The following is a 21636-nucleotide window of genomic DNA, read 5'->3' as shown; positions in this document are numbered from 1 at the left end:
GAACACATCAAAGGTCGGATACAGTAACCACGGACTCTAGATCGGCCCGCTACTCAAAGCGGGGGGACGTCGCTGCATAACGAAAGTGGGTGTCTTTGTGCGTACTTCGGAACTCGGGTTCCACTTGTCTCAAATAGGCATAAGCGCGGACCAAGCTATGGCCGAAAACTTTCTTAGCCAGCGTTATGCATCGAGCGTCAAGGTGACGCATGAACGGAGCTCAGAAATGAACGGCGCATTAGATAATCAGGACTTGGCCTTGGATAGCCAAGATGAACCGATCACAGAGTTTCAATGCAAGGGTCCTATGGACGCGTTGGAAGCGTTGCAGGCGCGTGCGGAGAAGGAGGGGGGAAAGTTTGAAGAGGAAGGCAAGGAGTTGGCTGAGTCGGACGACTTCTCGTTGAAGTTCGAGGTCGAATGGGAAACGGTTGATGTGCGCTTCCATGTGCCGAAAGTGACCATGAGCAAGCGTGAGTGGAGGTTTCACCTTCCCCAGACCAAGACGAAGCGAGTCGACATCAGCTTTGACGTGCCTGAGATAAGAATGGAAAACAAGGTCATTGGATCGTATATCAAGTGCAACAAATTGAAATGTAGAAAAGCGGATATCGTAACCAAAGTCCCTGTGTTCTCGAAGGGTCGCAAAGTAATAAAGTTCGATGTGCCAGAAATTACTTGGGACGACACCACGATAGACGTCTATTATCCCGAGTTCTCGCGAAGTGAAGTGATTTGGAAATTTGATGTACCAAGATTCAAGCTTAAGGAGGTCCATGTGGGCGGAGCGCCTGTCTACGACGAAGAAAGAAAGGAGAAGTCTGCAGCGTTGGAGAAAAAGGCAAAAGAATTCGCAGAAAAGCTTCAAGCAGACTTGTCCGAAGCTACGCTGAAGTTGAATGAGTGCTTTGTTGGACAGCTTCTTATCGAACGCGCTACCGTAGACAAAGAGTTCACAAGTGCCATTGCATTCTTGGAGGCTTCCATAACGGCAATAAAGCAGCAAGGAGCGGAGGCACCAAAATTTGAGGATGGGGCGGGGAAACCGGTCGACATGGAGGCTCAGCTTAACCAGCTTCGTACAGAGCGTGTGGCAGCATTGGCTGCTATAGATGAGCAGATCGCAGAGTTGACAGCGAAGTCGAGTGATGGAGCGAACAGCTACGCAGCGATGGCGTTCAACCTTGCGTAATCGCGAATGGCCGCGTGTTGCTCGGCGGCACGCGGTTCCTCGTGTTGCACGAAAACTGGGGTCAGTGTGGCCTTTCTTGGGTTGCGATGATCAGCTGAAGGTCGCCCGATGAAGTCACGTCGCTCGCGCCGCCACCGCCCGCTCCCCACGCCGATAACCAATCGCCTCCGCCACATGCGGACCGAGGATGTCTGCACTGCCCGCAAGATCGGCAATCGTCCGGGCGACGCGCAAGATGCGGTGCATCGATCGCGCCGAGAGTTGCAGCAGATCGATTGCGTTCTCCAGCATCGCCTGATCGTCGGGGGCAAGCCGGCACACCGCGTTCGTCTGCGACTGGTCGAGGCGGGCGTTGAGCCGGCCCGTGCGTCGCAACTGCGCCTCGCGGGCGCGCACCACGCGACCGCGGACGGTAGCGCTGGATTCGCCGGGCGGTGCGTCGGGGCGCAGTTCCGCGGGCGGCAGGCGCGGCACGTCGAGATGCAGGTCGATGCGTTCGAGCAGCGGCCCGGAGATCTTGCCGCGATAGCGCGCGATCGCTTCGGGATGGCAGCGGCACCGCCCCGACGGATCGCCGGCCCAGCCGCAGGGGCAGGGGTTCATCGCGGCGACGAGCTGGAAGCGTGCGGGGAATTCGCTCTGCCGCGCCGCGCGCGAAATCGTGACGACGCCGGATTCCAGCGGTTCGCGCAGCACTTCGAGGGCGCGGCGATCCCACTCCGGCAGTTCGTCGAGGAATAGCACGCCGTTGTGCGCGAGCGAGATTTCGCCCGGGCGCGGCTCCGTGCCGCCGCCGACCAGCGCGACCGCACTGGCCGTGTGGTGCGGCGACCGGAAAGGCCGCATACGCCAGCGGGTCGGGTCGAGGCCGCGACCGCTGATCGACGCGATGGCGGCGGTCTCCAGCGCGTCGGCGTCGGAGGCGTCGGGCAGCAGACCGGGCAGGCGCGAGGCCAGCAGGGTCTTGCCGCAGCCGGGCGGGCCGACCAGCAGCAGGTGGTGGCCGCCGGCCGCGGCGATCTCCAGCGCCCGTCGCGCGCGGGTCTGGCCGCGGACGTCGCGCAGGTCCGGGCCGTGGTCGAAGTGGCTTTCGGGCGCGACCGCCGTCGGCAGTGCGCGATGCCCGCACAGATGGCCGCAGACCTCCAGCAGCGTGCGTGCGGTGAAGGCTTCGACACCGGCCGCGAGCGCGGCCTCGGCGCCGTTGCCGGCGGGGACGATCAGCTTCCGGCCGGCCGCCGCGGCCGCGAGCGCCGCCGGCAGCACGCCGTCGACCGGCCGCAGCTCGCCGGTCAGGCCGAGTTCGCCGAGGAATTCGCAGTCGCGCAGTGATTCCAGCGGGATCTGGCCGCCGGCCGCGAGGATGCCCAGCGCGATCGGCAGGTCGAAGCGGCCGCCGTCCTTGGGGAGGTCGGCCGGCGCGAGGTTGACGGTGATGACGCGGGCCGGGAAGTCGTACTGCGCGCACTGGATGGCGGCGCGGACGCGGTCCTTGGCCTCGCGGACCGCGGCCTCGGGCAGGCCGACGATGGACATGCGCGGCAGCCCGCCGGCGAGGAAGACTTCGACGTTGACGGCCGGCGCGCGCACGCCGGCGCGTGCACGGGTGTGCACGAGCGCAAGGGTCATGGCGGCGGCCCTCAGTCGCGGGGCGGCTGGGCGTCGCGGGCGGCGAGTTCGGCTTCGAGCCGGTCGACCAGGGTGCGCAGTTCGTCGAGCTGGCCGCGGGTGCGGGCGAGCACCGCGCGCTGCACGTCGAATTCCTCGCGGGTGACGAGGTCGAGCTTCGCCAGCCCCGCCTGCAGCGCGGCCTTGAAGTTCTCCTGCATCTCCTCGCGGCCCTCGCGCAGGGCCGGGGGCACCAGCGTGCCGAGGCGGCGGGCGAGGTCGTCGATCTGGCGGAGGTCGATCATGGGCATGTCCCGTGGATTGTAGCGTGGGTGCCAGCATCCCGTCCGCGCCGCGGCGCCACCATCGGACTTCGCCGCGTCGAGGGGTCGGAAAAGCCCGACGCCGCAGGTATCCTCGGCGGCGGTCCGCCCATGCCCGCAGGAGCTCCGCCATGAAGATGGTGATGGCCATCATCAAGCCGTTCAAACTCGACGACGTCCGCGAAGCCCTGGCCGAGGCCGGCGTCGCCGGCATCACCGCGACCGAGGTCAAGGGCTTCGGCCGCCAGAAGGGGCACACCGAGCTGTACCGCGGCGCCGAGTACGTGGTCGACTTCCTGCCGAAGATCAAGCTGGAGGTCGCGGTTACCGACGACCGCGTCGACGCGGTGGTGGAGGCGATCCTGCAGGCCGCCGGCACCGGCAAGATCGGCGACGGCAAGATCTTCGTGTGGGATCTGGAACGCGCGGTGCGCATCCGCACCGGCGAGATGGACGCGGACGCGCTCTGAGCCGCTGCGTCAGCCCGGCGTGCGTGTGTCGCCGCCGGAGAACAGGCGTTCGCCGAGTTCGCGGAACGAGCGGTGGTTCAGCGGGAACTCCAGCACCACGTGCAGGAAGCTGAGCAGCAGCAGCACGGTGAAGCCGAGCAGGTAGTCGCGGAAGTACAGCGCGCTGGCGCCGATCCACACTGCGCCGATGAGTACGCCGCGCAGCGGCGACATCCGTGCCCAGCCGATGACCTCGACCTTCGAGAACCAGTTGAGGTAGTGGTACAGGTACGCCAGCGCCAGCACGCGGGCGACGAGGATGGCGGTCGGGTCGGTCAGCAGCGCGGTGCCGTCGAGTGCGTGCCCGGCGTCGCCGAGGATCAGGCGGCTGATGCTCGACAGCGTGCCGGTGAAGGCGTTCCCGGCCCACGTCGATGCCGGCGCGCTCCACGCCAGCGGCGCCCACCAGCACAGCAGCGGGCACAGCACGTAGGCGGCCATCGCGGCGCGGCTGTCGCGGCTGGGGCGGCGCAGCGTGCCGACCAGCATGAACAGGCCGGTGAAGACGTAGACGTGAATGACGGTCGGCAGGTAGCCGGCCAGCGAGGTGGCGACCCCGTCCACGCGCGCCAGCAGGGCGCAGGCCGGCACCAGCACCAGCAGCGCGAGCAGGCGCATGCGCCAGCGCGGGGTGAGCACCATTACCAGCGCGAACCCGAACAGGGCGAACAGTGCGCCGTGCTCGATCGCCAGCCGCAGCGGGGTCTTGCGCGCGGCGGCGACCGTGGCGACGGCGAGGATCAGCGCCGTGCCGCCGAGCAGCAGCGGCCACACGTCGTGCTTCCTCGGCAGGAAGTAGCGGCGATCGTGCAGCCAGGAGATTTCAGTGAGGTAGTGCAGCGGCCCGAGCACGGCGTAGGCCAGCAGCAGGGTCTCGAACGGCCAGCGCACCGCCAGCAGCGCCGACGCGAGGATCAGCGCGAGGTTGAGACGATCGAGGTTGAGGCGTCCTGCGGGTGCGGCCACGGTGGCGACGGAGGGCGGCGTCCCGCCGATGGTACAACGTGCCCGGCCGTCAGCGGGATGGGGGTCAGGCCGGGGCGGGTGCCGTCTTCGGCCGCAGCCACAGGTAGACCAGCAGGGCGACGGTCCAGCAGATCGTCGCCGTCCACAGGTCGTGCGACAGGAAATGCGCGCCGCGCAGCTGCTGGGCGATGCCGAAGGTCAGGCCGACGCCGAGCCCGGCCGCCAGTCCGCGCCAGCGCCAGCGCGGGCGGATCATCAGGCACGCGAAGTACAGCGCCATCCACGCGTAGCCGCCGCTGGCGTGGCCGGCCGGGAAGCAGCGGCCGCGCGGCAGGTCGTGGGGGCGGGCGTCGTACAGCGTGAGGTGTGGCCGGTCGCCGCCCAGGCCGCGCACGTCCCACGGGCAGTCCATGTTCGACTTCGCCTTGAGCGCGGACACCGAGAGGGTCGAGGCCAGCACCGCCAGCAGCAGGTAGCCCAGCGGCCGGCGCCAAGGGCGCAGGCGGGGGCGGCGGAAGCTCAGTCCCCAGGCGATCAGCACGCCCAGCCAGGCCGCGATGCTGAGGTCGTGGCCGGCCTTGTGGATCAGGTTCTCGGTGAGGAACGCCTTGCGCAGCGCCCATGTGCCGCCTTCCAGCGCGTACAGGTGCGTCGCCAGCCGCCAGTCGATGTCCAGCCAGTGGATGACGGCGATCGCGATCGCGAACACCGCCAGCGGGATCGCACCGTGGCGCAGCAGGAAGCCCGGCGGCAGCGGCGCCCGCCCGGCGGCGGTCTGCGGGGCGTCGGGCGCGGCGTCGGGCATGGCGGAGTCCTGCGGGCGGGTCGGGGGAGCTTACGCGTCCAGCGCGGCGGCGACGAACGGCGGCGTCGACAGCGCGCCGCGGTGGATGCCGGCGCTGTAGTACTTCGTCGCGAAACCGCGCGCGTCGGCGTCGCCCTCGCGGAAGCCGAAGCCCTCGCCCTTGCGCGCCAGCGTGCAGCTCCACCAGCCGGTCGGATAGCACGGCTGCGGGAACGGCAGGGTCGCGAAGGTGCGGAAGCCGGCCTTGCCCATCTCGCCGCGCATCTCGCGGATCAGGTCCAGCTGCACCAGCGGCGATTCCGACTGCTGCACCAGGATGCCGTCGTCCTTCAGCGCGCGGAAGCAGCTTTCGTAGAAGGCCTTGTTGAACAGGCCTTCGGCCGGGCCGACCGGATCCGTGGAGTCGACGATGATGATGTCGACGCTGCCCGGCGCGCGGTTCGCCATGTAGGCGATGCCGTCGTCGAACAGCAGCGAGGTGCGCGGATCGGCGTTGGAATCGCACAGTTCCGGGAACCACTTCTCGGCCATGCGCGTGACCTGCTCGTCGATGTCGCACTGCACGGCTTCGACCACGCCCGGGTGCTTCAGAACCTCGCGCAGCGTGCCGCAATCGCCGCCGCCGATGATCACGACGTGCTTCGGCGCCGCATGGGTGAACAGCGCCGGATGCGACATCATCTCGTGGTAGAGGAAGTTGTCCTTCGTCGTCAGCATCATCGCGCCGTCGATGAGCATCAGGTTGCCCCAGTCGGTGCTCTCGTAGATCTCGATCTTCTGGAACGGCGACTGCACTTCGTCCAGCTTGCGCGTGATGCGGTAGCCGATGGCCGAGCCGGTGGGCTCGAAGCGCTCGTAGTGCCAGGCAGTCTCGGTCATCGCGGCGGGTCCGGGGTTGTCGACGGGGGCGGCATTGTACCGGAGCGGGTCGGCGGGGCTGGGGTGCTGGCTGAACGACGAGGGGCGGCCGGGGAGGGTCACGATCCCCACGGCGGGCCAAGGCCCGCCCCCGTGTCGGGCACGGTGCAGGCTCTACAATGCGCGTCCCCACCGCCGTCCCGGACCGCTGCCCATGACCGCCTGGTCGATCGACCACGCCCGCAAGACCTATTCGATTCCGCACTGGGCCGAAGGGTATTTCGACGTCGACGCCGCCGGCCGCATCGTCGTGCGCCCGCAGGGCACCGCGGGCGGCACCGTGGCGCTGGCCGAGGTGGTGGACGCCGCGCAGGCGTCCGGCGCCAAGCTGCCGTTGCTGGTGCGGTTCCCGCAGATCCTCGGTGACCGCCTGGGCAAACTGCAGGCCGCGTTCGCGCAGGCGCAGCAGGAGTGGGACTACGCCGGCGGCTACACCGCTGTGTATCCGATCAAGGTCAACCAGCACGCAGGCGTCGCCGGCACGCTGGCCTCGCACGCGGGCGAAGGCTTCGGCCTGGAGGCCGGCAGCAAGCCCGAGTTGATGGCCGTGCTGGCGCTGTCGCGCCCGGGCGGCCTGATCGTCTGCAACGGCTACAAGGACCGTGAGTACATCCGGCTGGCGCTGATCGGCCGCAAGCTGGGCCTGCAGACCTTCATCGTGGTCGAGAAACCGTCCGAGCTGCCGCTGGTGATGGAAGAGGCGAAGGCGCTGGGCGTGAAGCCCGGCCTCGGCGTGCGCATGCGGCTGGCGTCGCTGGGCGCCGGCAAGTGGCAGAACAGCGGCGGCGACAAGGCCAAGTTCGGGCTCTCGCCGCGGCAGGTGCTGGACCTGTGGAAGTCGCTGCGCGACAGCGGCATGGGCGACTGCCTCGGCCTGCTGCATTTCCACATGGGCTCGCAGATCAGCAACGTCCGCGACATCGCCAACGGCATGCGCGAGGCCGTGCGCTATTTCGTCGAGCTGTCGAAGCTGGGCGCGTCGATCAGCCACGTCGACGTCGGCGGCGGCCTCGGCATCGACTACGAAGGCACGCGTTCGCGCAGTTACTGCTCGGTGAACTACGGCGTCGCCCAGTACGCGTCCAGCATCGTGCAGCCGTTGGCCGAAGCCTGCGCCGCCAACGGCATCGCGCCGCCGCGCATCGTCACCGAGTGCGGCCGCGCGATGACCGCGCACCACGCGGTGCTGGTCACCAACGTCTCCGAAGTGGAGCGCGCGCCGGAAGGCCGCGTGCCGCCCGCGCACGACGACGAGGCCGCGGTGATCCGTCACCTGCGCGAGATCCACGACGAACTCGATCGTCGCCCGGCCGTCGAACTGTTCCACGAGGCGCAGCACCACCACAGCGAAGGCCTGTCGCTCTACGCACTCGGCCAGATCGACCTCGTCGCCCGTGCGCGGCTGGACGACCTGTTCTACGCCATCGCCCACGCCGTGCGCGCGCGCCTGACCTACGACGAGAAGAGCCACCGCGACCTGCTGGACGAACTCAACGAACGCCTCGTCGACAAGTACTTCGTCAACTTCAGCCTGTTCGAGTCCATGCCCGACGTGTGGGCGATCGACCAGGTGTTCCCGATCATGCCGATCGAACGCCTCGACGAGCGCCCCGAGCGCCGCGGCGTGATCGCCGACCTCACCTGCGACTCCGACGGCAAGATCGACACCTATGTCGAGAACGAGGACCTGGACAGCTCGCTGCCGCTGCACGCGCCGCGTCCCGGCGAGCGCTACCGCATCGGCTTCTTCCTCGTCGGCGCGTACCAGGAAATCCTCGGCGACATCCACAATCTGTTCGGCGACACCGACGCGATCGAGGTGAAGGTCGACGGCGACGGCTTCCGCATCGCCCAGCAGCGTCGCGGCGACACCGTCGACGTGATGCTGGACTACGTCGGCTACAAGCTCGACGACCTGCGCCGCATCTACAAGGCCAAGGTCGGCGCCGTCGACCTGAGCAAGAGCGAGGCCGCGCGGCTCAACGAGGCGCTGGAGAACGGTCTCACCGCGTACACGTACCTCAGCGACGAACCGCTGACGTAACGCATGTCACGCGGCGCCCGGTCGCGTGGCGCCGCCGTAGACTGGCGCGTCACGCGCATCGGTGCGTCGCGAATCCGCGGCGGGTGCGTCCGCACGAGGAACGCCCCGCATGCGCCAACCCGGCCTGGACCTGCTCCGCGCCATCGCCGTGGTCTGGACGATGCTGTTCCATTCGTTCCTCGTCGGCGGCCTCGGCGAGCACTGGTCGTGGCTGTCGCGCTACGGCTGGATGGGCGTCGACCTGTTCTTCGTGCTCAGCGGCTTTTTGATCGGCCAGCAGGTGCTGGCGCCGCTGGCGCGCGGCGAGGGCGTGTCGTTCCGCGACTTCTGGCTGCGGCGCGCGTTCCGCATCCTGCCTGCGTACTGGGCGGTGCTCGCGCTCTACCTGCTGTGGCCCGATTTCCGCGAAGCGCCGGGCATGGAACCGTGGTGGAAGTTCGCCGGCTTCTTCGTGAACCTCTCGATCGACTACAGCCACAACGCCGCGTTCTCGCATGCGTGGTCGCTGTGCGTCGAGGAACATTTCTACCTGCTGTTCCCGCTGCTGGCGGTCGCGTTTGCGCGGCGTGGTTCGCGGAATGCGGTGATCGCCTTCCTCGTCGCGCTGGTGCTGGGCGACATCGCGCTGCGCACGGCGACCTGGCTGCACGACAGTGCGCTCGGCGGTGACCGCAACTGGTTCGTCGAAGACATTTACTACCCGACGTGGAACCGCCTCGACGGCCTGCTCGCCGGCGTCGCGCTGGCGGTGTGGAAGACGTGGCGGCCCGCGCAGTGGGCGCGCATGGCGACGCGTGCGAACCTCGTCCTTCTTGTCGGGCTGGCGACGCTGGCCTTGAGCTTCTGGCTCTTCCGCGAACGCACCGGCCTGCTCGGCAACAGCGTCGGCTGGCCGGTGCTGTCCGTCGCGCTCGCGATGCTGGTGTTCGCCGCCGCGCAGCCGGGCAGCTGGCTCGGCCGCCGCGCGGTGCCCGGCGCCGGCTGGCTCGCGGCCGTGTCCTACAGCCTCTACCTCATCCACAAGCCGGTGTACGGCCTCGTCGAGTGGCAATGGGGCGAAGCGCTGGAAGGTCGGGGCGTCGTCGCCTTCCTCGCGTACGGCATCGCCTCGCTGCTCGCCGCCGCGGTGCTGCACTACGCGGTGGAACGGCCGGGACTGCGGCTGCGGGATCGTTTGCTGCGGCGTGCTTCGGCGAAGCCGTCCTTCGACGCGGCCGCGTCCGCGTCGCTGCCCGGAGGTCACGCATGAAGCGCCGCACGCCCTTTGTCGCCGTGCTCGCGATCGTGTTTTCGACATGCACGTTTGCGTGCACCGCCGCCGATCTCGCGCCGACCGCTGCTGTCGCGCCGAGCCACCGTCCCGGCTTCCGCTGTGTCGATGCGCTGCTGCGCGCGATCGTCGCCGACGTCCATCCGCGCACGCCGCAGCGCCTGCACCTCGGGCCGGTGGAAGAGCACGACAGCGGCGCGTTCCTGCGCGTCTACTGGCCGCAGCAGCACGCGATCCTGCTGATCGACTGGCCGGCGACGTGCACCGACGCCGACCTGCAGATCGACGATGCCGCACTCGGCTGGTATCGCACCAAGGCGCGCATCGACCTCGACACCGACGTCGTGCCGACGCCGGACGACATCCACGGCAGCACGTATCTCGTCGACAAACCGTGGGTCGACCGCGTGATCGCCGAATGCCTGGCCGGCGAGACGCGGGTGATCCGGCCGTCGGGCAAGCGCTGATCGCGAATACGTCCGTGCCGATGCGCGCGGATCAGACGCTCATCAGAATCCGGAAGAGGACATACAGTGCGGCCCACGGCGGCGCTACGGCGCAGAGCCGGCTGGCCCACGCATCCCGCGACTGGCCGCGCGGCGGCGGCACCAGCGCGCACGCCAGCGTCACGAGCCCGCCGATCGCCAGCAGGGGCATCGCCAGGAGCGCCACCACCGGTCCCGCCGCGAAGGCGAGCGGAAGGCCAAGCATGGACGGCAGCGAGGCGAACAGCGTGACGCCGAGCAGGGTCTCCTCGCGTTCCGCCAGCGGCGGGCCCGCCTTCACGCCGACGCGCATCAGGAACACGACCTGGGCCAGGTGGCCGATCGCCCAGAGCGGAGCGCACAGATGCAGGGCGAGCTCCGTGAGCGGCATCGGATGCGTCGCGCGTGCGCTCAGCCCTCCCGCGCCACCTGGAACCCCGCGAACGACTGCCGCACCGGCATCACTTCGAGGCGGTTGATGTTGAGGTGCGGGGGCAGGGTGGCGATCCAGAACAGCGTGTCGGCGATGTCCTCGGGGCGGATCGGGTCGGCGCCCTGGTAGAGCGTGTCCGAGGCGGCCTGGTCGCCGCGGGTGCGGACGAGGGTGAATTCGGTTTCGGCCATGCCCGGTTCGATGCTGGTCACGCGCACGCCGGTGCCGTGCAGGTCGCTGCGCAGGCCTAGCGAGAACTGGGCGACGAACGCCTTGGTGCCGCCGTAGACATTGCCGCCGGGGTACGGATACGTCGCCGCGACCGAGCTGACGTTGAGGATCGCGCCCTTGCGTTCGATCAGCGTCGGCAGCAGCGCGTGGGTCAGCGTCGCCAGCGCGGTGACGTTGGTGTCGATCATCTGCTTCCACTGCGCGAGGTCCGCGCGCTGCGCCGGCGCGGTACCCAGCGCGAGGCCGGCGTTGTTGACCAGCACGTCGATGTCGCGGAAGTCGTCGGGCAGCGCGTCCAGCGCGGCGCGCATCGCGGCCTCGTCCCGGATGTCGAACGCGGCGGTGTGCAGGCGCTCGCGGCCGAGCGCGTCGGCGAGGGCGTCGAGGCGTTCGGCGCGGCGGCCGGTGGCGATCACGCGCCAGCCGGCGCCGTGGAAGCGTTCGACGGCCGCGCGGCCGAACCCGGACGTGGCGCCGGTGATGAGGATGGTGTTCATGCCGGAATTGTATGCGCTGGCGTCCGTGCTCGCGGCGCGGGCGCCGGTCACCAGACGAAGGGCAGGAGTCGCCACGTCGTGCGGGCGTAGTCGGGATAGTCGGCGGGGAAGGCGTCGGCCAGCACGCGCTCCTCCACGCGGATGCGGCGCAGGAACGCCAGCGTCACCGGCACGCCGACCGCCAGCAGCGCGGCGCCGCTGCCCAGTGCGCAGCCGAAGCCGAGGAAGGTCATCAGCGAGCCGGTGTACGACGGATGCCGCAGCACCCGGTACGGGCCGGTGCGGATCAGCCGGTGGCCGTCGCGGATCGCGACCTGGATGGTGAAGAAGTGCGCCAGCGTGCGCACCGACCACAGCCGCAATGCGATGCCCAGCGCCATCGCCGCGCAGCCGCCGAAGAACAGCGGTGCGCGCAGCGTCGGCGGGAACGGCCAGACGCCGCGGATCGACAGCCACACCGCCAGCGCGACGCTGGCGTAGATCACCACCAGCAGCAGGCGCAGGGTGCCGCGATCGCGGGTGGCGTCGCCGCCGCCGGCGCGGTGGCGGGCACCGATCCAGGCTTCGCTGGCGGGCCAGAGGACAACGAGGACGTAAAACAGCGTGGACAGGGTCATGGCCGGCTCCGGAAGGCAGGCCGCGGGTCCGTCACTTCACCTTGGTCACTTGACTTTGATTGCCATCGCCGGCAGGCCGCCGGCGGACAGCTTGCGCTTGGCTTCGGTCAGTTCGGTGGCGGTGCCGTAGGGGCCCATGCGCACGCGGTAGACCGTCTTGCCGTCGGCCTGACCGGATTCGACCCGCGCGCTCAGGCCGAGGAAGGCGATCTTCGCCTTCAGCGCCTCGGCGTCGCCTGAGGCCGCGAAGGCGCCGGCCTGCAGCAGGTAGCGGGCGTCGTTGCGCGGGCTGTCGGCGGGCGCGTCGATGGCGGCCGGCGCGGTGCCCGCCGCGGGCTTCGGCGGCTTCGCCGGCGTCTGCGCGACCGGGCCGGTGGCCGGGGTGTCGATCGCCGGCGGTGGCGTGGTGGTGTCGGCCGCGTCGGGAGCGGTGCCCGGATCGGCCGCGGGCTTCGGCGGCGGAGGCGTCTGCGGGCGGTCGGCGGCCTCGGCGCGGGTGCGCTCGGCCAGCTCGCGGTCGGTCAGTGGCGTCTCGTTGCCCGGCAGCATCGTGTAGAAGTCGTACTCCGGGTCCTTCGGCGCGTCGTGAGCCGGCGCCGGTCTGGGCGTACCGGCCTGCGGCTCGGCGCCTTCGGACACGATGGGCGCGTCGTCGTCCTTCGTCGCGACGGCCTCGGGCGCGTCGGTCTTCGGCGTCGCGCGGAAGAAGCCCTCCGCGCCGCCCTTGAACAGGTCCGGCTTCAGCAGGAGCACGCCCACGCCGAGCGCGAGGCCGATCACCAGCCACGCCCAACCGGGCATGCCGCCGCCACCGCCACCCCCGCCGTTGTTGCGCCTCGCCTGCGACTTGCCGCGCTTGGCCGCCATCACATCTTCTCCGGGGCGCGCACGCCCAGCAGTGCGAGGCCGTTCGCCAGCACCTGCCGCACGGCCAGCGCCAGTGCCATGCGCGCGTTGCGCACGTCGGCCTCGTCGACCAGGAACTGGTGGTCGTTGTAGTACGACTGGAACGCCTGCGCCAGTTCGACCAGGTAGCCGGCGATCAGGTGCGGCTCCAGGTCGCGGCCGGCGACTTCCACGATCTCGGGGAAGCGCGAGAGGTCGATCAGCAGGTCGCGCAGCGGCGCGTCGGCAAGGTCGATCGGCTGGGCGAGGCCGGCGCCGAGGTCGAACGCGAGGCCGCGCTCGTCCAGCTGGCGCAGCAGACCGCAGATGCGGGCGTGCGAGAGCTGCACGTAGTACACCGGATTGTCGAGCGTCTGCGAACGCGCGAGGTCGATGTCGAACACCAGCTGCGAATCCGGCTTGCGCGCGATCAGGAACCAGCGCACGGCGTCGGCGCCGGTCTCGTCGATCAGGTCGCGCAGCGTCACGTAGCTGCCGGCGCGCTTGGAGATCTTCACCTCCTCGCCGCCGCGCATCACCGTGACCATCTGGTGCAGCACGTAGTCCGGGTAACCGGCGGGAATGCCGCAGTCCAGCGCCTGCAGGCCGGCCTTCACGCGCATCAGCGAGCCGTGGTGGTCGGCGCCGAGCTCGGTGATCGCACGCTCGTAGCCGCGCTGCCACTTCGTCAGGTGGTAGGCCACGTCCGGCACGAAATAGGTGTACGTGCCGTCGGACTTGCGCATCACGCGGTCCTTGTCGTCGCCGAAGTCGGTGGTGCGCAGCCAGAGCGCGCCGCCTTCCTCGTAGGTGTGGCCATGCGCGATCAGCTCGCGCACGGTCTCTTCCACCTTGCCGTCGGCGTACAGCGACGATTCGAGGTAGTACACGTCGAACGACACGCCGAACGCCGCGAGGTCGAGGTTCTGCTCGCGGCGCAGGTAGGCGACGGCGAAGCGGCGGATGGCGTCGTAGTCGTCCGGATCGCGCGCGCCGGTGATGATCTGGCCGTCGACCTCGACGGACGCGCCGTCGAGATAGGCCTTCGCCACGTCGGCGATGTAGTCGCCCTGGTAGAAGTCGTCGGACCAGCCGTCGGCGCCGGGCTTCAGGCTGCGCGCGCGCGCCTGCGTCGACTTCGCGAGGTTCTCGATCTGCACGCCGGCGTCGTTGTAGTAGAACTCGCGGCGCACGTTCCAGCCGTTGGCGTCGAGCACGCGGGCGATGCAGTCGCCGATCGCCGCCGCGCGGCCGTGGCCGACGTGCAGCGGGCCGGTCGGGTTGGCGGAGACGTATTCCACGCCCGCGGTGCGGCCGCCGCCGGAGGCGTTGTGGCCGTAGGCGGCGCCATTCGCGTGCACCGCGCGCAGCTGGCGCTGCCACGCGGCCGGCGACAGCCGGAAGTTCAGGAAGCCCGGCCCGGCGATCTCCACCGCGGCGATGTCGTCGTTCGCGGGCAGGGCGTCGATCAGCGCCTGCGCCACCGCGCGCGGGTTGCTGCGTGCGGGCCTCGCGAGCGTCATCGCGACGTTGGTGGCGAAGTCGCCGTGGCTGCGGTCCTTGGGCCGCTCGACCACGAAGTCCGGAGTGGCGAGATCGGCGGGCACCGCGCCCTGCGCACGGAGATTGGCGATGCCCTGTTCGATCAGGGCGCGAAGCTGGGATTTCACTGGGGATTCGGCCGGAAACGGCGGTGATGCGGGGATCGGGCATTGTAGCCCGTCCCCGGCGGGGCAAGCCGTTGTTTCCCGGTCGCTTCCGTCGTTGCCGTGCGGCGGTGGCGTGCCCGGCGGAAAGCAGGTCCCTCGCTGCGCTCGGGATGACATCGGAATGCGCTCGCGAAGCCGAGGCCTGGAAGGCGTCGTGCCGCCCATCTGTCGATGAAGCCGGGATGCCAAGGCTTGTCATCCCGAGCGCAGCGAGGGACCTGCTTTGGAGCCTGGCCCCAACGGCCCCAGCCAAGGCTCCGCCAGATCGTCCCAGACCGGGTTGCTTTCCCGGATCAACGCCACTTTCTTCTCGCGTCGCCATCCCTTGAGCTGTTTCTCGCGCGCGATCGCGGTATGCGCGTCGTCGGTCGTCTCGACATGGACGAGACGGTAAATCAGGTAGCGCCGAGTGTGTGCGGAGGCCGTTCCCGCCCGGTGCTCGGCGATCCGGCGCATCAGGTCCCCGGTGATGCCGATGTACAGCGCGCCGGAACGGCTGGCGAGGATGTAGACGGAGTAACGTTCGGTTTCTTGCGTCATTTCCATGGAAAGCAGGTCCCTCGCTCCGCTCGGGATGACAGCAAAGAGGGCAAGCGGAGATTGGCTGGCAACGGGCGAAAACCGGCGGCCTCTTGCGGTCTCACACCCACCCCCGCGCCGCCAGCGACACCGGGGTGCCGTCGCCGATGACGAAGTGGTCGAGCAGGCGGATCTCGACCAGTGCCAGGGCCTGTTTCAGGCGCAGGGTGATGGCGCGGTCGGCGGCGCTGGGCTCGCCGTTGCCGCTGGGGTGGTTGTGGCCGACGATCACCGCGGCGGCGTTGCGGGCGAGGGCGCGGCGGACGACTTCGCGCGGGTGGACCTCGGCGCCGTCGACGGTGCCGCGGAACAGTTCCTCGAAGCCGAGGGCACGGTGCCGGGTGTCGAGGAACAGCGCCGCGAACACCTCGTGCGGCAGGTCGCGCAGGCGCTGGGCGAAGTAGCGGCCTGCGGCCTGCGGGTCGGTGAGGGCGTCGCCGCGTTCCAGCCCGGCGGCGAGGTGGCGATGGCCCAGTTCGAGCGCGGCGATCATCGCGCAGACGCGGGCCGGGCCGAGTCCCGGCAGTTTCAGCAGCTCTTGCGGCGAACGCTCCAGCAGCCGGCGCAGCGGGCCGTGGTCGTTGAGCAGGGTGCGGGCGTCGGCCACGGCGTCGCTGCCGCGCCCGCCCGAGCCGAGGAACAGCGCCAGCAGTTCTGCGTCGGACAGCACCGCGGCGCCGCGGTGCAGGAGTTTTTCGCGGGGGCGCTCGGTCTCGGGCCAGTCGCGGATGTGCATGGGGCGGTTCCGGTGAACGGGCTACCAGCGTCGCCTCGCTGCCGGCGCCGCACCGTCGGGTGCCGGCGCGGCATCGGGTAAGCTGTCGGTCTGTTCTGGCGTAGGAAAACCCCGCGATGGCGCTGACCGGTCGACGCATCCTGCTCTGCGTGTGCGGCGGCATCGCCGCGTACAAGGCGGTGGAACTGGTGCGACGATTGCGCGAGGCCGGGGCCGAGGTGCAGGTCGCGATGACCGAAAACGCCCAGCGCTTCGTCGGTGCCGCCAGCCTGCAGGCGGTGTCCGGGGTGCCGGTGCGCGGCACGCTCTGGGACGAGGCCGCCGAGGCCGCGATGGGCCACATCGAATTGGCGCGCTGGGCCGACCGCGTGGTGGTCGCGCCCGCCACTGCCGACATCCTCGCCAAACTCGCGCACGGCCTTGCCGACGACCTCGTCAGCACGCTGTGCCTGGCGACGACCGCGCCGATCGCGGTGGCGCCGGCGATGAACAACCGCATGTGGCTGCATCCGGCGACGCAGGCCAACGTGGCGACGCTGCGCAGCCGCGGCGTGCAGGTGATCGGCCCCGACGACGGCGCCCAGGCCTGCGGCGAATTCGGTCCGGGCCGCCTGCGCGAGCCGCCGGACATCGTCACCGCGCTGGCGCAGGCCGACGCCGTGCCGGTGGCACAGGATCTCGCGGGCGTGCGCGTCGTGGTCAGCGCCGGGCCGACGTTCGAGGACCTCGACCCGGTGCGGTTCATCGGCAACCGCAGCAGCGGCAAGATGGGCTTCGCGATCGCCGCCGCCGCCGCCCGCCGCGGCGCCGAGGTGGCGCTGGTGGCCGGGCCGGTGTCGCTGTGCACGCCGGAAGGCACGCGCCGCATCGACGTGCGCTCGGCGGCGCAGATGCGCGACGCGGTGCTGGGCGCATTGCCGGCCGACGTCTACATCGGCGCGGCCGCGATCGCCGACTACACGCCGCGCGTGGTGTCGCCGCAGAAGATCAAGAAGACCGCGCAGTCGGGCGACGGCCTGACCGTCGAACTGGTGCGCACGCCCGACGTGCTGGCCGAAGTGGCCGTGCACGCGCAGCGGCCGCGGGTGGTGGTGGGCTTCGCCGCCGAGACCAACGACGTCGAGCACTACGCCCGCGACAAGCTGGTGCGCAAGCAGCTCGACATGATCGCCGCCAATCAGGTCGGCCGGGCCGGCTGCGGCTTCGAGAGCGACGACAACGCGCTCACCGTGATCGACGCCGCGACGTCGCACGCGCTGGGTCCGGGGCCGAAGACGGTGCTCGCGGATGCGCTGCTGGATCTGGTGAAGGCGCGGCTGTAGCCGCGGCATGCGGCGGTTTAATGGTTAAACCACCTGGTGGCCGACAGCCAAATGCATCGTCATCCTCGCGCAAGCGAGGACCCAACCGTGGACAGTGATCAAGCATGGGTCCTCGCTTGCGCGAGGATGACGGGGGTTTTTCGCGGCTGCCTTCACGGTGAAACAGCGCAGCGGCCCGGTGTTCAACCGCCGGAGGCGGGTCAGGCCGTTCTGCCGAAGCCGCCAACGAAAAAGGGCGCCGAAGCGCCCTTTTTCGTGCGTGATGCGTGAAACCGGGATCAGCGCGACAGCTCGATCAGCGTCGACGAGACCCAGCCCTTGTTGCCGAGTTCGTCCTCGACTTCCCACATCATCCCCTCCTTGTTGCCGGTGGGGTACAGCATCATGCCGGGGTCGAGGCTGCGGACGACCTTGGTGCCCTTGGGCGTGGTGAACAGGCGCGCGGGCTTGGTCACGGTCACGGCCTGCTGGGCGTTCGAGGCCGAGGCGTTGGCCGGCAGGCCGCCGAGCTGGGCGACGATGTCGGTGTAGGCCTGCAGGTAGGCGAGGGTGATGACCTGGCCGATCTCGGTGTTGGCGTAGCCGCTGGCGCCCGCGGCACCGAAGCCGCTGTAGCCGAACAGGCCGCCGCCGGCGCCCCAGCCGAGGTCGGTCTTCTTGGCGCTGCCTTCGGCCATCGCGACCTGCTCGGTCGAGCGCACGTCGGTGACGGTCAGCACCACGTCGGCGGTCTTGCGCTTGAGGTCCACGCCGCCGAGCACCGCGCCGGCGCGGCCGCCGACCAGACCGCCCAGCAGGCCGCCGATCGCGTTGCCGCCGGCGTTGCTGTTGGCGGAGATCAGGTCGGGGACCATCACGTAGTCGGCGGCCTTCATCTGGCCCTTGCCGACGTTGGAGCGGCCGCGCAGTTCGCCGCTGGCGCCGAGGGCGCGCTCGCGCTGGGCGGCGTCGAGGCCGGCACCGCGGTCGACGAGGGTGAAGCAGCGCGACTTGCTGATGAACACCTTGATCAGCTTCGACGGCGCCGGCAGCTGCTGGCCGGTCCACCAGTCGGTGGCGTCTTCGGGTTCGAGCACCGAGATCGTGCCCAGCGGCTTGGCGCAGGTCGGGATCTGGGCGACCTTCTCCTTGCGCTCGTCCTGCGCGCTCTTGGCGTTGGCGGCGGGCGCCACCACCGCGGCGAGGGCGAGGGTGAGCAGGCTGGCCTGCAGCAGGACGGACGAACGGACGGAACGGATCATGGCGAGCGATGGCCTCGGAATGGAAAGTCTGGGAAGTCGCCGGTGCGCCCCCGGCGCGGCGGCGGCATTGTCGCGCCGGGTGACCGGCAAGTCGATACAACGGCCGCGACGGTGGATCGCGGCCAGCGCCGGCCTGCGCGCGGCGGAGGCCGGTCGGTGGCGAGTCAGTTTCGCGGAACCTGTCCCGGCGCGGGCGGGTACACTGGCGGCTTCCCCGTCCGCCCCTGTCCGCCCATGCGCGCCTCTTTCCTGGCCCTGCCCCTGCTCGCTTCCCTGTCGATGACCGCCTGCCAATCCGAGTCCGACACCGCTGCCGCCCCCGCGGCCGCGCCGGCGGCCCCTGCCGCCCCCGTGGCGCCGCTCGACGAACATTCCTACGCCGATCCCAAGGCGGTCGCGGTGTCCAACCTGGCGCTGGACCTCGCGGTCGACTTCGACGCCAAGACCCTCGCCGGCACCGCCACGCTGGACCTGGAGTGGAAGGACAAGGCCGCGAAGGCACTGACCCTCGACACCCGCGACCTGACCATCGACAAGGTCGAGGGCGCGGACGGCAAGGGGGGCTGGGCGCCGCTGACGTTCAAGCTGGCCGCCGCCGACCCGGTGCTGGGCAGCAAGCTCACCATCGACACCCCGGCCCGCAACCCGGAAGTCCGCATCACCTACAAGACCTCGCCGAACGCCTCCGGCCTGCAGTGGCTGGAGCCGTCGATGACCGAGGGCAAGTCGCTGCCCTTCATGTTCAGCCAGTCGCAGCAGATCCACGCCCGTTCGTGGGTGCCGCTGCAGGACACGCCGAGCGTGCGCTACACCTACACCGCGCACGTCACTTCGCGTCCGGACGTGATGGTGCTGATGAGCGCCGACAACGACCCGAATGCGGTCCGCGACGGCGACTACACGTTCAAGATGCCGCAGAAGATCCCGTCGTACCTGATGGCGATCGCCGCCGGCGACCTGGTGTTCAAGCCGATCTCGCCGCGCAGCGGCGTGTGGGCCGAGCCGGCGATGGTCGACAAGGCCGTGGCCGAGTTCAGCGACACCGAGAAGATGATCGGCACCGCCGAGTCGCTGTACGGTCCGTATCGCTGGGACCGCTACGACCTGCTGGTGCTGCCGCCGTCGTTCCCGTACGGCGGCATGGAGAACCCGCGCCTGACCTTCGCCACGCCGACCGTGATCGTCGGCGACAAGTCGCTGGTGTCGCTGGTCGCGCATGAGCTGGCGCACAGCTGGTCGGGCAACCTCGTCACCTTCTCCAGCGCCAAGGACGCCTGGCTCAACGAAGGTCTCACCACCTACGTCGAGGGCCGCATCACCGAAGCCCTGTACGGCAAGGACGTGGCCGACATGGAAAAGGTGATCGACCGCAACGAGCTGAAGAAGGAATTCGCCGAACTCGATCCGAAGTACCAGGTGCTGGCCGAGAAGCCCGGCACGCTGAAGGATCCGGACGAGAACAGCAGCGCCACCGTCTACACCAAGGGCGCGTGGTTCATGCAGTTCCTGGAAGAGCGCTACGGCCGCGAGAAGTTCGATCCGTTCCTGCGCGGCTACTTCGACCACTTCGCGTTCCAGAGCATCGATTCGCAGCAGTTCGCGAAGTACGCCAAGGCCAACCTGCTGGCGAAGAACCCGGGCCTGGTGACGCCGGCCGAGTTCGATGCGTGGCTGTACGAGCCGGGCATCCCGTCGACGGCGCCGCAGGTGCAGGCCCGCCGCTTCGGCGTGGTCGACTCCGCGCGCCTGGCGTGGCTGGGCACGCAGCAGCTGCCGCCGGACGCGCTCACCAGGGAGTGGACCACGCAGGAATGGGTCCACTTCATCGAGAGCCTGCCGGAGACGCTGACCCCCGCGCAGCTGGCCCAGCTCGATGGCGCCTACCACTTCACCGGCACCCCGAACGGCGAGATCGCGCAGCGCTGGTATCCGCTGGCGGTGCGCAACGGCTACACTCAGGCGAATGACGCCATTGCCGCGTTCCTCCAGCGCGTCGGACGCCGCAAGCTGATCATGCCGACCTACGAGGCGCTGGTGCAGACCGAGGCCGGCTTGGCGCTGGCGAAGCAGGTGTTCGAGGCCGCGAAGCCCGGCTACCACCCGATCACCACCGGCTCGGTGCAGAAGGTGATCGAGAACGCCAAGCCGGCCGCCGCGCCGGCCGCGACGCCGGCTCCGGCGGCGGGTTCGACGACGGCGCCTGCCCCGGCCGCTGCCACGCCGCCGCCCGCGGCGCCGGCGAAGTAACGGCGCCGCCGTGGCGCGCGTGACCCCGCGCCAGGCGCGCTGGGCCAACGCCATCGCGGGCGCGATCCTGCTCGCGATGGCGTTTTCGGTCTGGCGCGATCCCGGGCTGGTGATCCGCAGCGAGTTCGCCAAGCAGCGTCTGCTGCTGGGCGGCAGCGCCCGCGAGAGCGTCGCCGGCGGCCATCGCTGGGTCTGGACCGAGATCGACGCCAAGCGGGCCGATGCGCCGACGCTGGTGCTGGTGCACGGCTACACGGGGAGCAAGGAGAACTGGTACCGGATGGCGCGCGCCTTCGACGGCCGCTACCGGCTGGTGATCCCCGATCTGCCCGGCTGGGGCCAGAGCGAGCGCAAGCCGGGGGGCGACTACGGCTACGTCGCCCAGAGCAAGCGCCTGTCCGAATTCCTCGCGCTGCCCGAGGTGTCCGGCGGCAAGCCGGTCACGCTGGTCGGGCATTCGATGGGCGGCGGCATCGCCGCGCTGACCGCGGCCCGGTATCCCGATCGCGTCGCCCGCGTGGCGCTGCTCGATGCCGCCGGCGTGCGCTTCGACGACAACCGCTTCGGCGAGGACGTGCTGGCCGGGAAGAATCCGTTCGGCGTCACCGACGAGGCGTCGTTGCAGCGCTACATGGACATCCTGTTCCACGCCCCCGCGACGAAGCCGTACCTGCCGTGGCCGGTGGACCGCATCTACATCGCCCAGCGCCGCCGCGACGCCGCGTTCGAGCAGGGCGTGCTGAACAGGATCGGCCGCGGCGACGAGGCGTTCCTGCCCGGCAAGGAAGCGGCGAACATCGCCCAGCCATCGCTGCTGCTGTGGTGCGCCCAGGACCAGGTGATCGATCCCAGCGCGCTGCAGCTGTACGGCGCGCGCATGCCCGACGCCAGTCGCGTGCTGCTGGAAGGCTGCGGCCACATGTCCCTGATGGAGCGTCCCGGCGAGAGCGCGGGCGCGATCGACCTGCTGGTGAACCACGGCGCGCCCGCCGGGCCGCCCTGACGGAGCGTTCCGATGC

The 21636-nt window shown here is 69.8% G+C and carries 21 protein-coding genes; 8 read left to right on the top strand and 13 right to left on the bottom strand.

Annotation, left to right across the window (positions count from 1 at the left end; all coding sequences use genetic code 11):
* Positions 1 to 157: 157 nt before the first annotated feature.
* Positions 158 to 1192 (top strand): hypothetical protein, encoded by a 1035-nt coding sequence (locus ACT53R_RS15090; protein WP_476172718.1) that lies wholly within the window; start codon positions 158 to 160, stop codon positions 1190 to 1192.
* Between the two features lie 114 nt (positions 1193 to 1306).
* Here ACT53R_RS15090 and ACT53R_RS15085 read toward each other — a convergent pair whose 3' ends face one another.
* Entirely contained in the window at positions 1307 to 2821 is a 1515-nt protein-coding gene (locus tag ACT53R_RS15085) for a YifB family Mg chelatase-like AAA ATPase (protein WP_476172717.1), read from the bottom strand.
* A gap of 11 nt (positions 2822 to 2832) precedes the next feature.
* Positions 2833 to 3105: a ubiquinone biosynthesis accessory factor UbiK gene (ubiK, locus tag ACT53R_RS15080; protein WP_476172716.1), complete on the bottom strand. Its 273-nt coding sequence runs from the start codon at positions 3103 to 3105 to the stop codon at positions 2833 to 2835.
* Positions 3106 to 3254: 149 nt separating this feature from the next.
* Here ubiK and ACT53R_RS15075 point away from each other — a divergent pair, with 149 nt between their 5' ends.
* On the top strand, positions 3255 to 3593 hold the full coding sequence (locus ACT53R_RS15075) for a P-II family nitrogen regulator (protein WP_476172715.1): 339 nt from the start codon (positions 3255 to 3257) through the stop codon (positions 3591 to 3593).
* A 9-nt stretch (positions 3594 to 3602) separates the two neighbouring features.
* Here ACT53R_RS15075 and ACT53R_RS15070 read toward each other — a convergent pair whose 3' ends face one another.
* The 3 genes from ACT53R_RS15070 to speE all read right to left on the bottom strand — a co-directional run bounded on the left by ACT53R_RS15070 (position 3603) and on the right by speE (position 6282).
* On the bottom strand, positions 3603 to 4598 hold the full coding sequence (locus ACT53R_RS15070; RefSeq protein WP_476172714.1) for a hypothetical protein: 996 nt from the start codon (positions 4596 to 4598) through the stop codon (positions 3603 to 3605).
* Between the two features lie 64 nt (positions 4599 to 4662).
* Complete coding sequence (locus ACT53R_RS15065; protein ID WP_476172713.1) at positions 4663 to 5403, bottom strand: phosphatase PAP2 family protein; 741 nt, start codon at positions 5401 to 5403, stop codon at positions 4663 to 4665.
* 30 nt (positions 5404 to 5433) lie between these two features.
* Positions 5434 to 6282: a polyamine aminopropyltransferase gene (gene speE / locus ACT53R_RS15060; RefSeq protein ID WP_476172712.1), complete on the bottom strand. Its 849-nt coding sequence runs from the start codon at positions 6280 to 6282 to the stop codon at positions 5434 to 5436.
* A 193-nt stretch (positions 6283 to 6475) separates the two neighbouring features.
* Between speE and speA the strand changes: the two genes are divergently transcribed.
* The 3 genes from speA (at position 6476) to ACT53R_RS15045 (ending at position 10102) form a co-directional block, all read left to right on the top strand.
* Complete coding sequence (gene speA / locus ACT53R_RS15055; protein ID WP_476172711.1) at positions 6476 to 8365, top strand: arginine decarboxylase; 1890 nt, start codon at positions 6476 to 6478, stop codon at positions 8363 to 8365.
* Between the two features lie 109 nt (positions 8366 to 8474).
* Entirely contained in the window at positions 8475 to 9614 is a 1140-nt protein-coding gene (locus ACT53R_RS15050; protein WP_476172710.1) for an acyltransferase family protein, read from the top strand.
* The gene (locus tag ACT53R_RS15045) at positions 9611 to 10102 is read left to right on the top strand and encodes a hypothetical protein (protein ID WP_476172709.1); all 492 of its coding nucleotides are present in this window, start codon (positions 9611 to 9613) and stop codon (positions 10100 to 10102) included. The genes ACT53R_RS15050 and ACT53R_RS15045 overlap by 4 nt, the downstream gene beginning before the upstream one ends.
* A gap of 31 nt (positions 10103 to 10133) precedes the next feature.
* Here the strand turns inward: ACT53R_RS15045 and ACT53R_RS15040 are convergent, their stop codons facing one another.
* From ACT53R_RS15040 to radC, 7 genes are all read right to left on the bottom strand, one after another.
* Positions 10134 to 10511 carry a hypothetical protein gene (locus ACT53R_RS15040; RefSeq protein WP_476172708.1) on the bottom strand — a complete coding sequence of 126 codons (378 nt, stop codon included), beginning with the start codon at positions 10509 to 10511 and terminating at the stop codon, positions 10134 to 10136.
* A 20-nt stretch (positions 10512 to 10531) separates the two neighbouring features.
* On the bottom strand, positions 10532 to 11281 hold the full coding sequence (locus tag ACT53R_RS15035; protein WP_476172707.1) for an SDR family NAD(P)-dependent oxidoreductase: 750 nt from the start codon (positions 11279 to 11281) through the stop codon (positions 10532 to 10534).
* Between the two features lie 47 nt (positions 11282 to 11328).
* A complete protein-coding gene (locus ACT53R_RS15030) occupies positions 11329 to 11898 on the bottom strand; it encodes a methyltransferase family protein (protein WP_476172706.1) in 570 nt (189 codons plus the stop codon).
* 45 nt (positions 11899 to 11943) lie between these two features.
* The gene (locus ACT53R_RS15025) at positions 11944 to 12765 is read right to left on the bottom strand and encodes an SPOR domain-containing protein (protein WP_476172705.1); all 822 of its coding nucleotides are present in this window, start codon (positions 12763 to 12765) and stop codon (positions 11944 to 11946) included.
* Complete coding sequence (gene argS, locus ACT53R_RS15020) at positions 12765 to 14453, bottom strand: arginine--tRNA ligase (RefSeq protein ID WP_476172704.1); 1689 nt, start codon at positions 14451 to 14453, stop codon at positions 12765 to 12767. The genes ACT53R_RS15025 and argS overlap by 1 nt, the downstream gene beginning before the upstream one ends.
* A 234-nt stretch (positions 14454 to 14687) precedes the next feature.
* Positions 14688 to 15038 (bottom strand): GIY-YIG nuclease family protein, encoded by a 351-nt coding sequence (locus ACT53R_RS15015; RefSeq protein ID WP_476172703.1) that lies wholly within the window; start codon positions 15036 to 15038, stop codon positions 14688 to 14690.
* A gap of 94 nt (positions 15039 to 15132) precedes the next feature.
* The gene (gene radC, locus ACT53R_RS15010; protein WP_476172702.1) at positions 15133 to 15807 is read right to left on the bottom strand and encodes a RadC family protein; all 675 of its coding nucleotides are present in this window, start codon (positions 15805 to 15807) and stop codon (positions 15133 to 15135) included.
* 116 nt (positions 15808 to 15923) lie between these two features.
* On the opposite strand from radC, the gene coaBC reads away from it, so the two are divergent.
* Positions 15924 to 17129, top strand: a complete 1206-nt coding sequence (gene coaBC, locus ACT53R_RS15005) for a bifunctional phosphopantothenoylcysteine decarboxylase/phosphopantothenate--cysteine ligase CoaBC (RefSeq protein ID WP_476172701.1) — start codon at positions 15924 to 15926, stop codon at positions 17127 to 17129.
* Between the two features lie 278 nt (positions 17130 to 17407).
* Here the strand turns inward: coaBC and ACT53R_RS15000 are convergent, their stop codons facing one another.
* Positions 17408 to 18370: a CsgG/HfaB family protein gene (locus ACT53R_RS15000; RefSeq protein ID WP_476172700.1), complete on the bottom strand. Its 963-nt coding sequence runs from the start codon at positions 18368 to 18370 to the stop codon at positions 17408 to 17410.
* Between the two features lie 234 nt (positions 18371 to 18604).
* Here ACT53R_RS15000 and ACT53R_RS14995 point away from each other — a divergent pair, with 234 nt between their 5' ends.
* Together ACT53R_RS14995 and ACT53R_RS14990 are read left to right on the top strand one after the other, a co-directional pair.
* Positions 18605 to 20617, top strand: a complete 2013-nt coding sequence (locus tag ACT53R_RS14995; protein WP_476172699.1) for a M1 family metallopeptidase — start codon at positions 18605 to 18607, stop codon at positions 20615 to 20617.
* A 19-nt stretch (positions 20618 to 20636) separates the two neighbouring features.
* Positions 20637 to 21620, top strand: coding sequence for an alpha/beta fold hydrolase (locus ACT53R_RS14990; RefSeq protein WP_476172698.1), 984 nt, complete (start codon positions 20637 to 20639; stop codon positions 21618 to 21620).
* Positions 21621 to 21636 lie beyond the last annotated feature (16 nt).

Source organism: Lysobacter sp. DMC104 (assembly GCF_056313665.1).
This window is presented reverse-complemented; position numbering and strand designations above follow the sequence as displayed.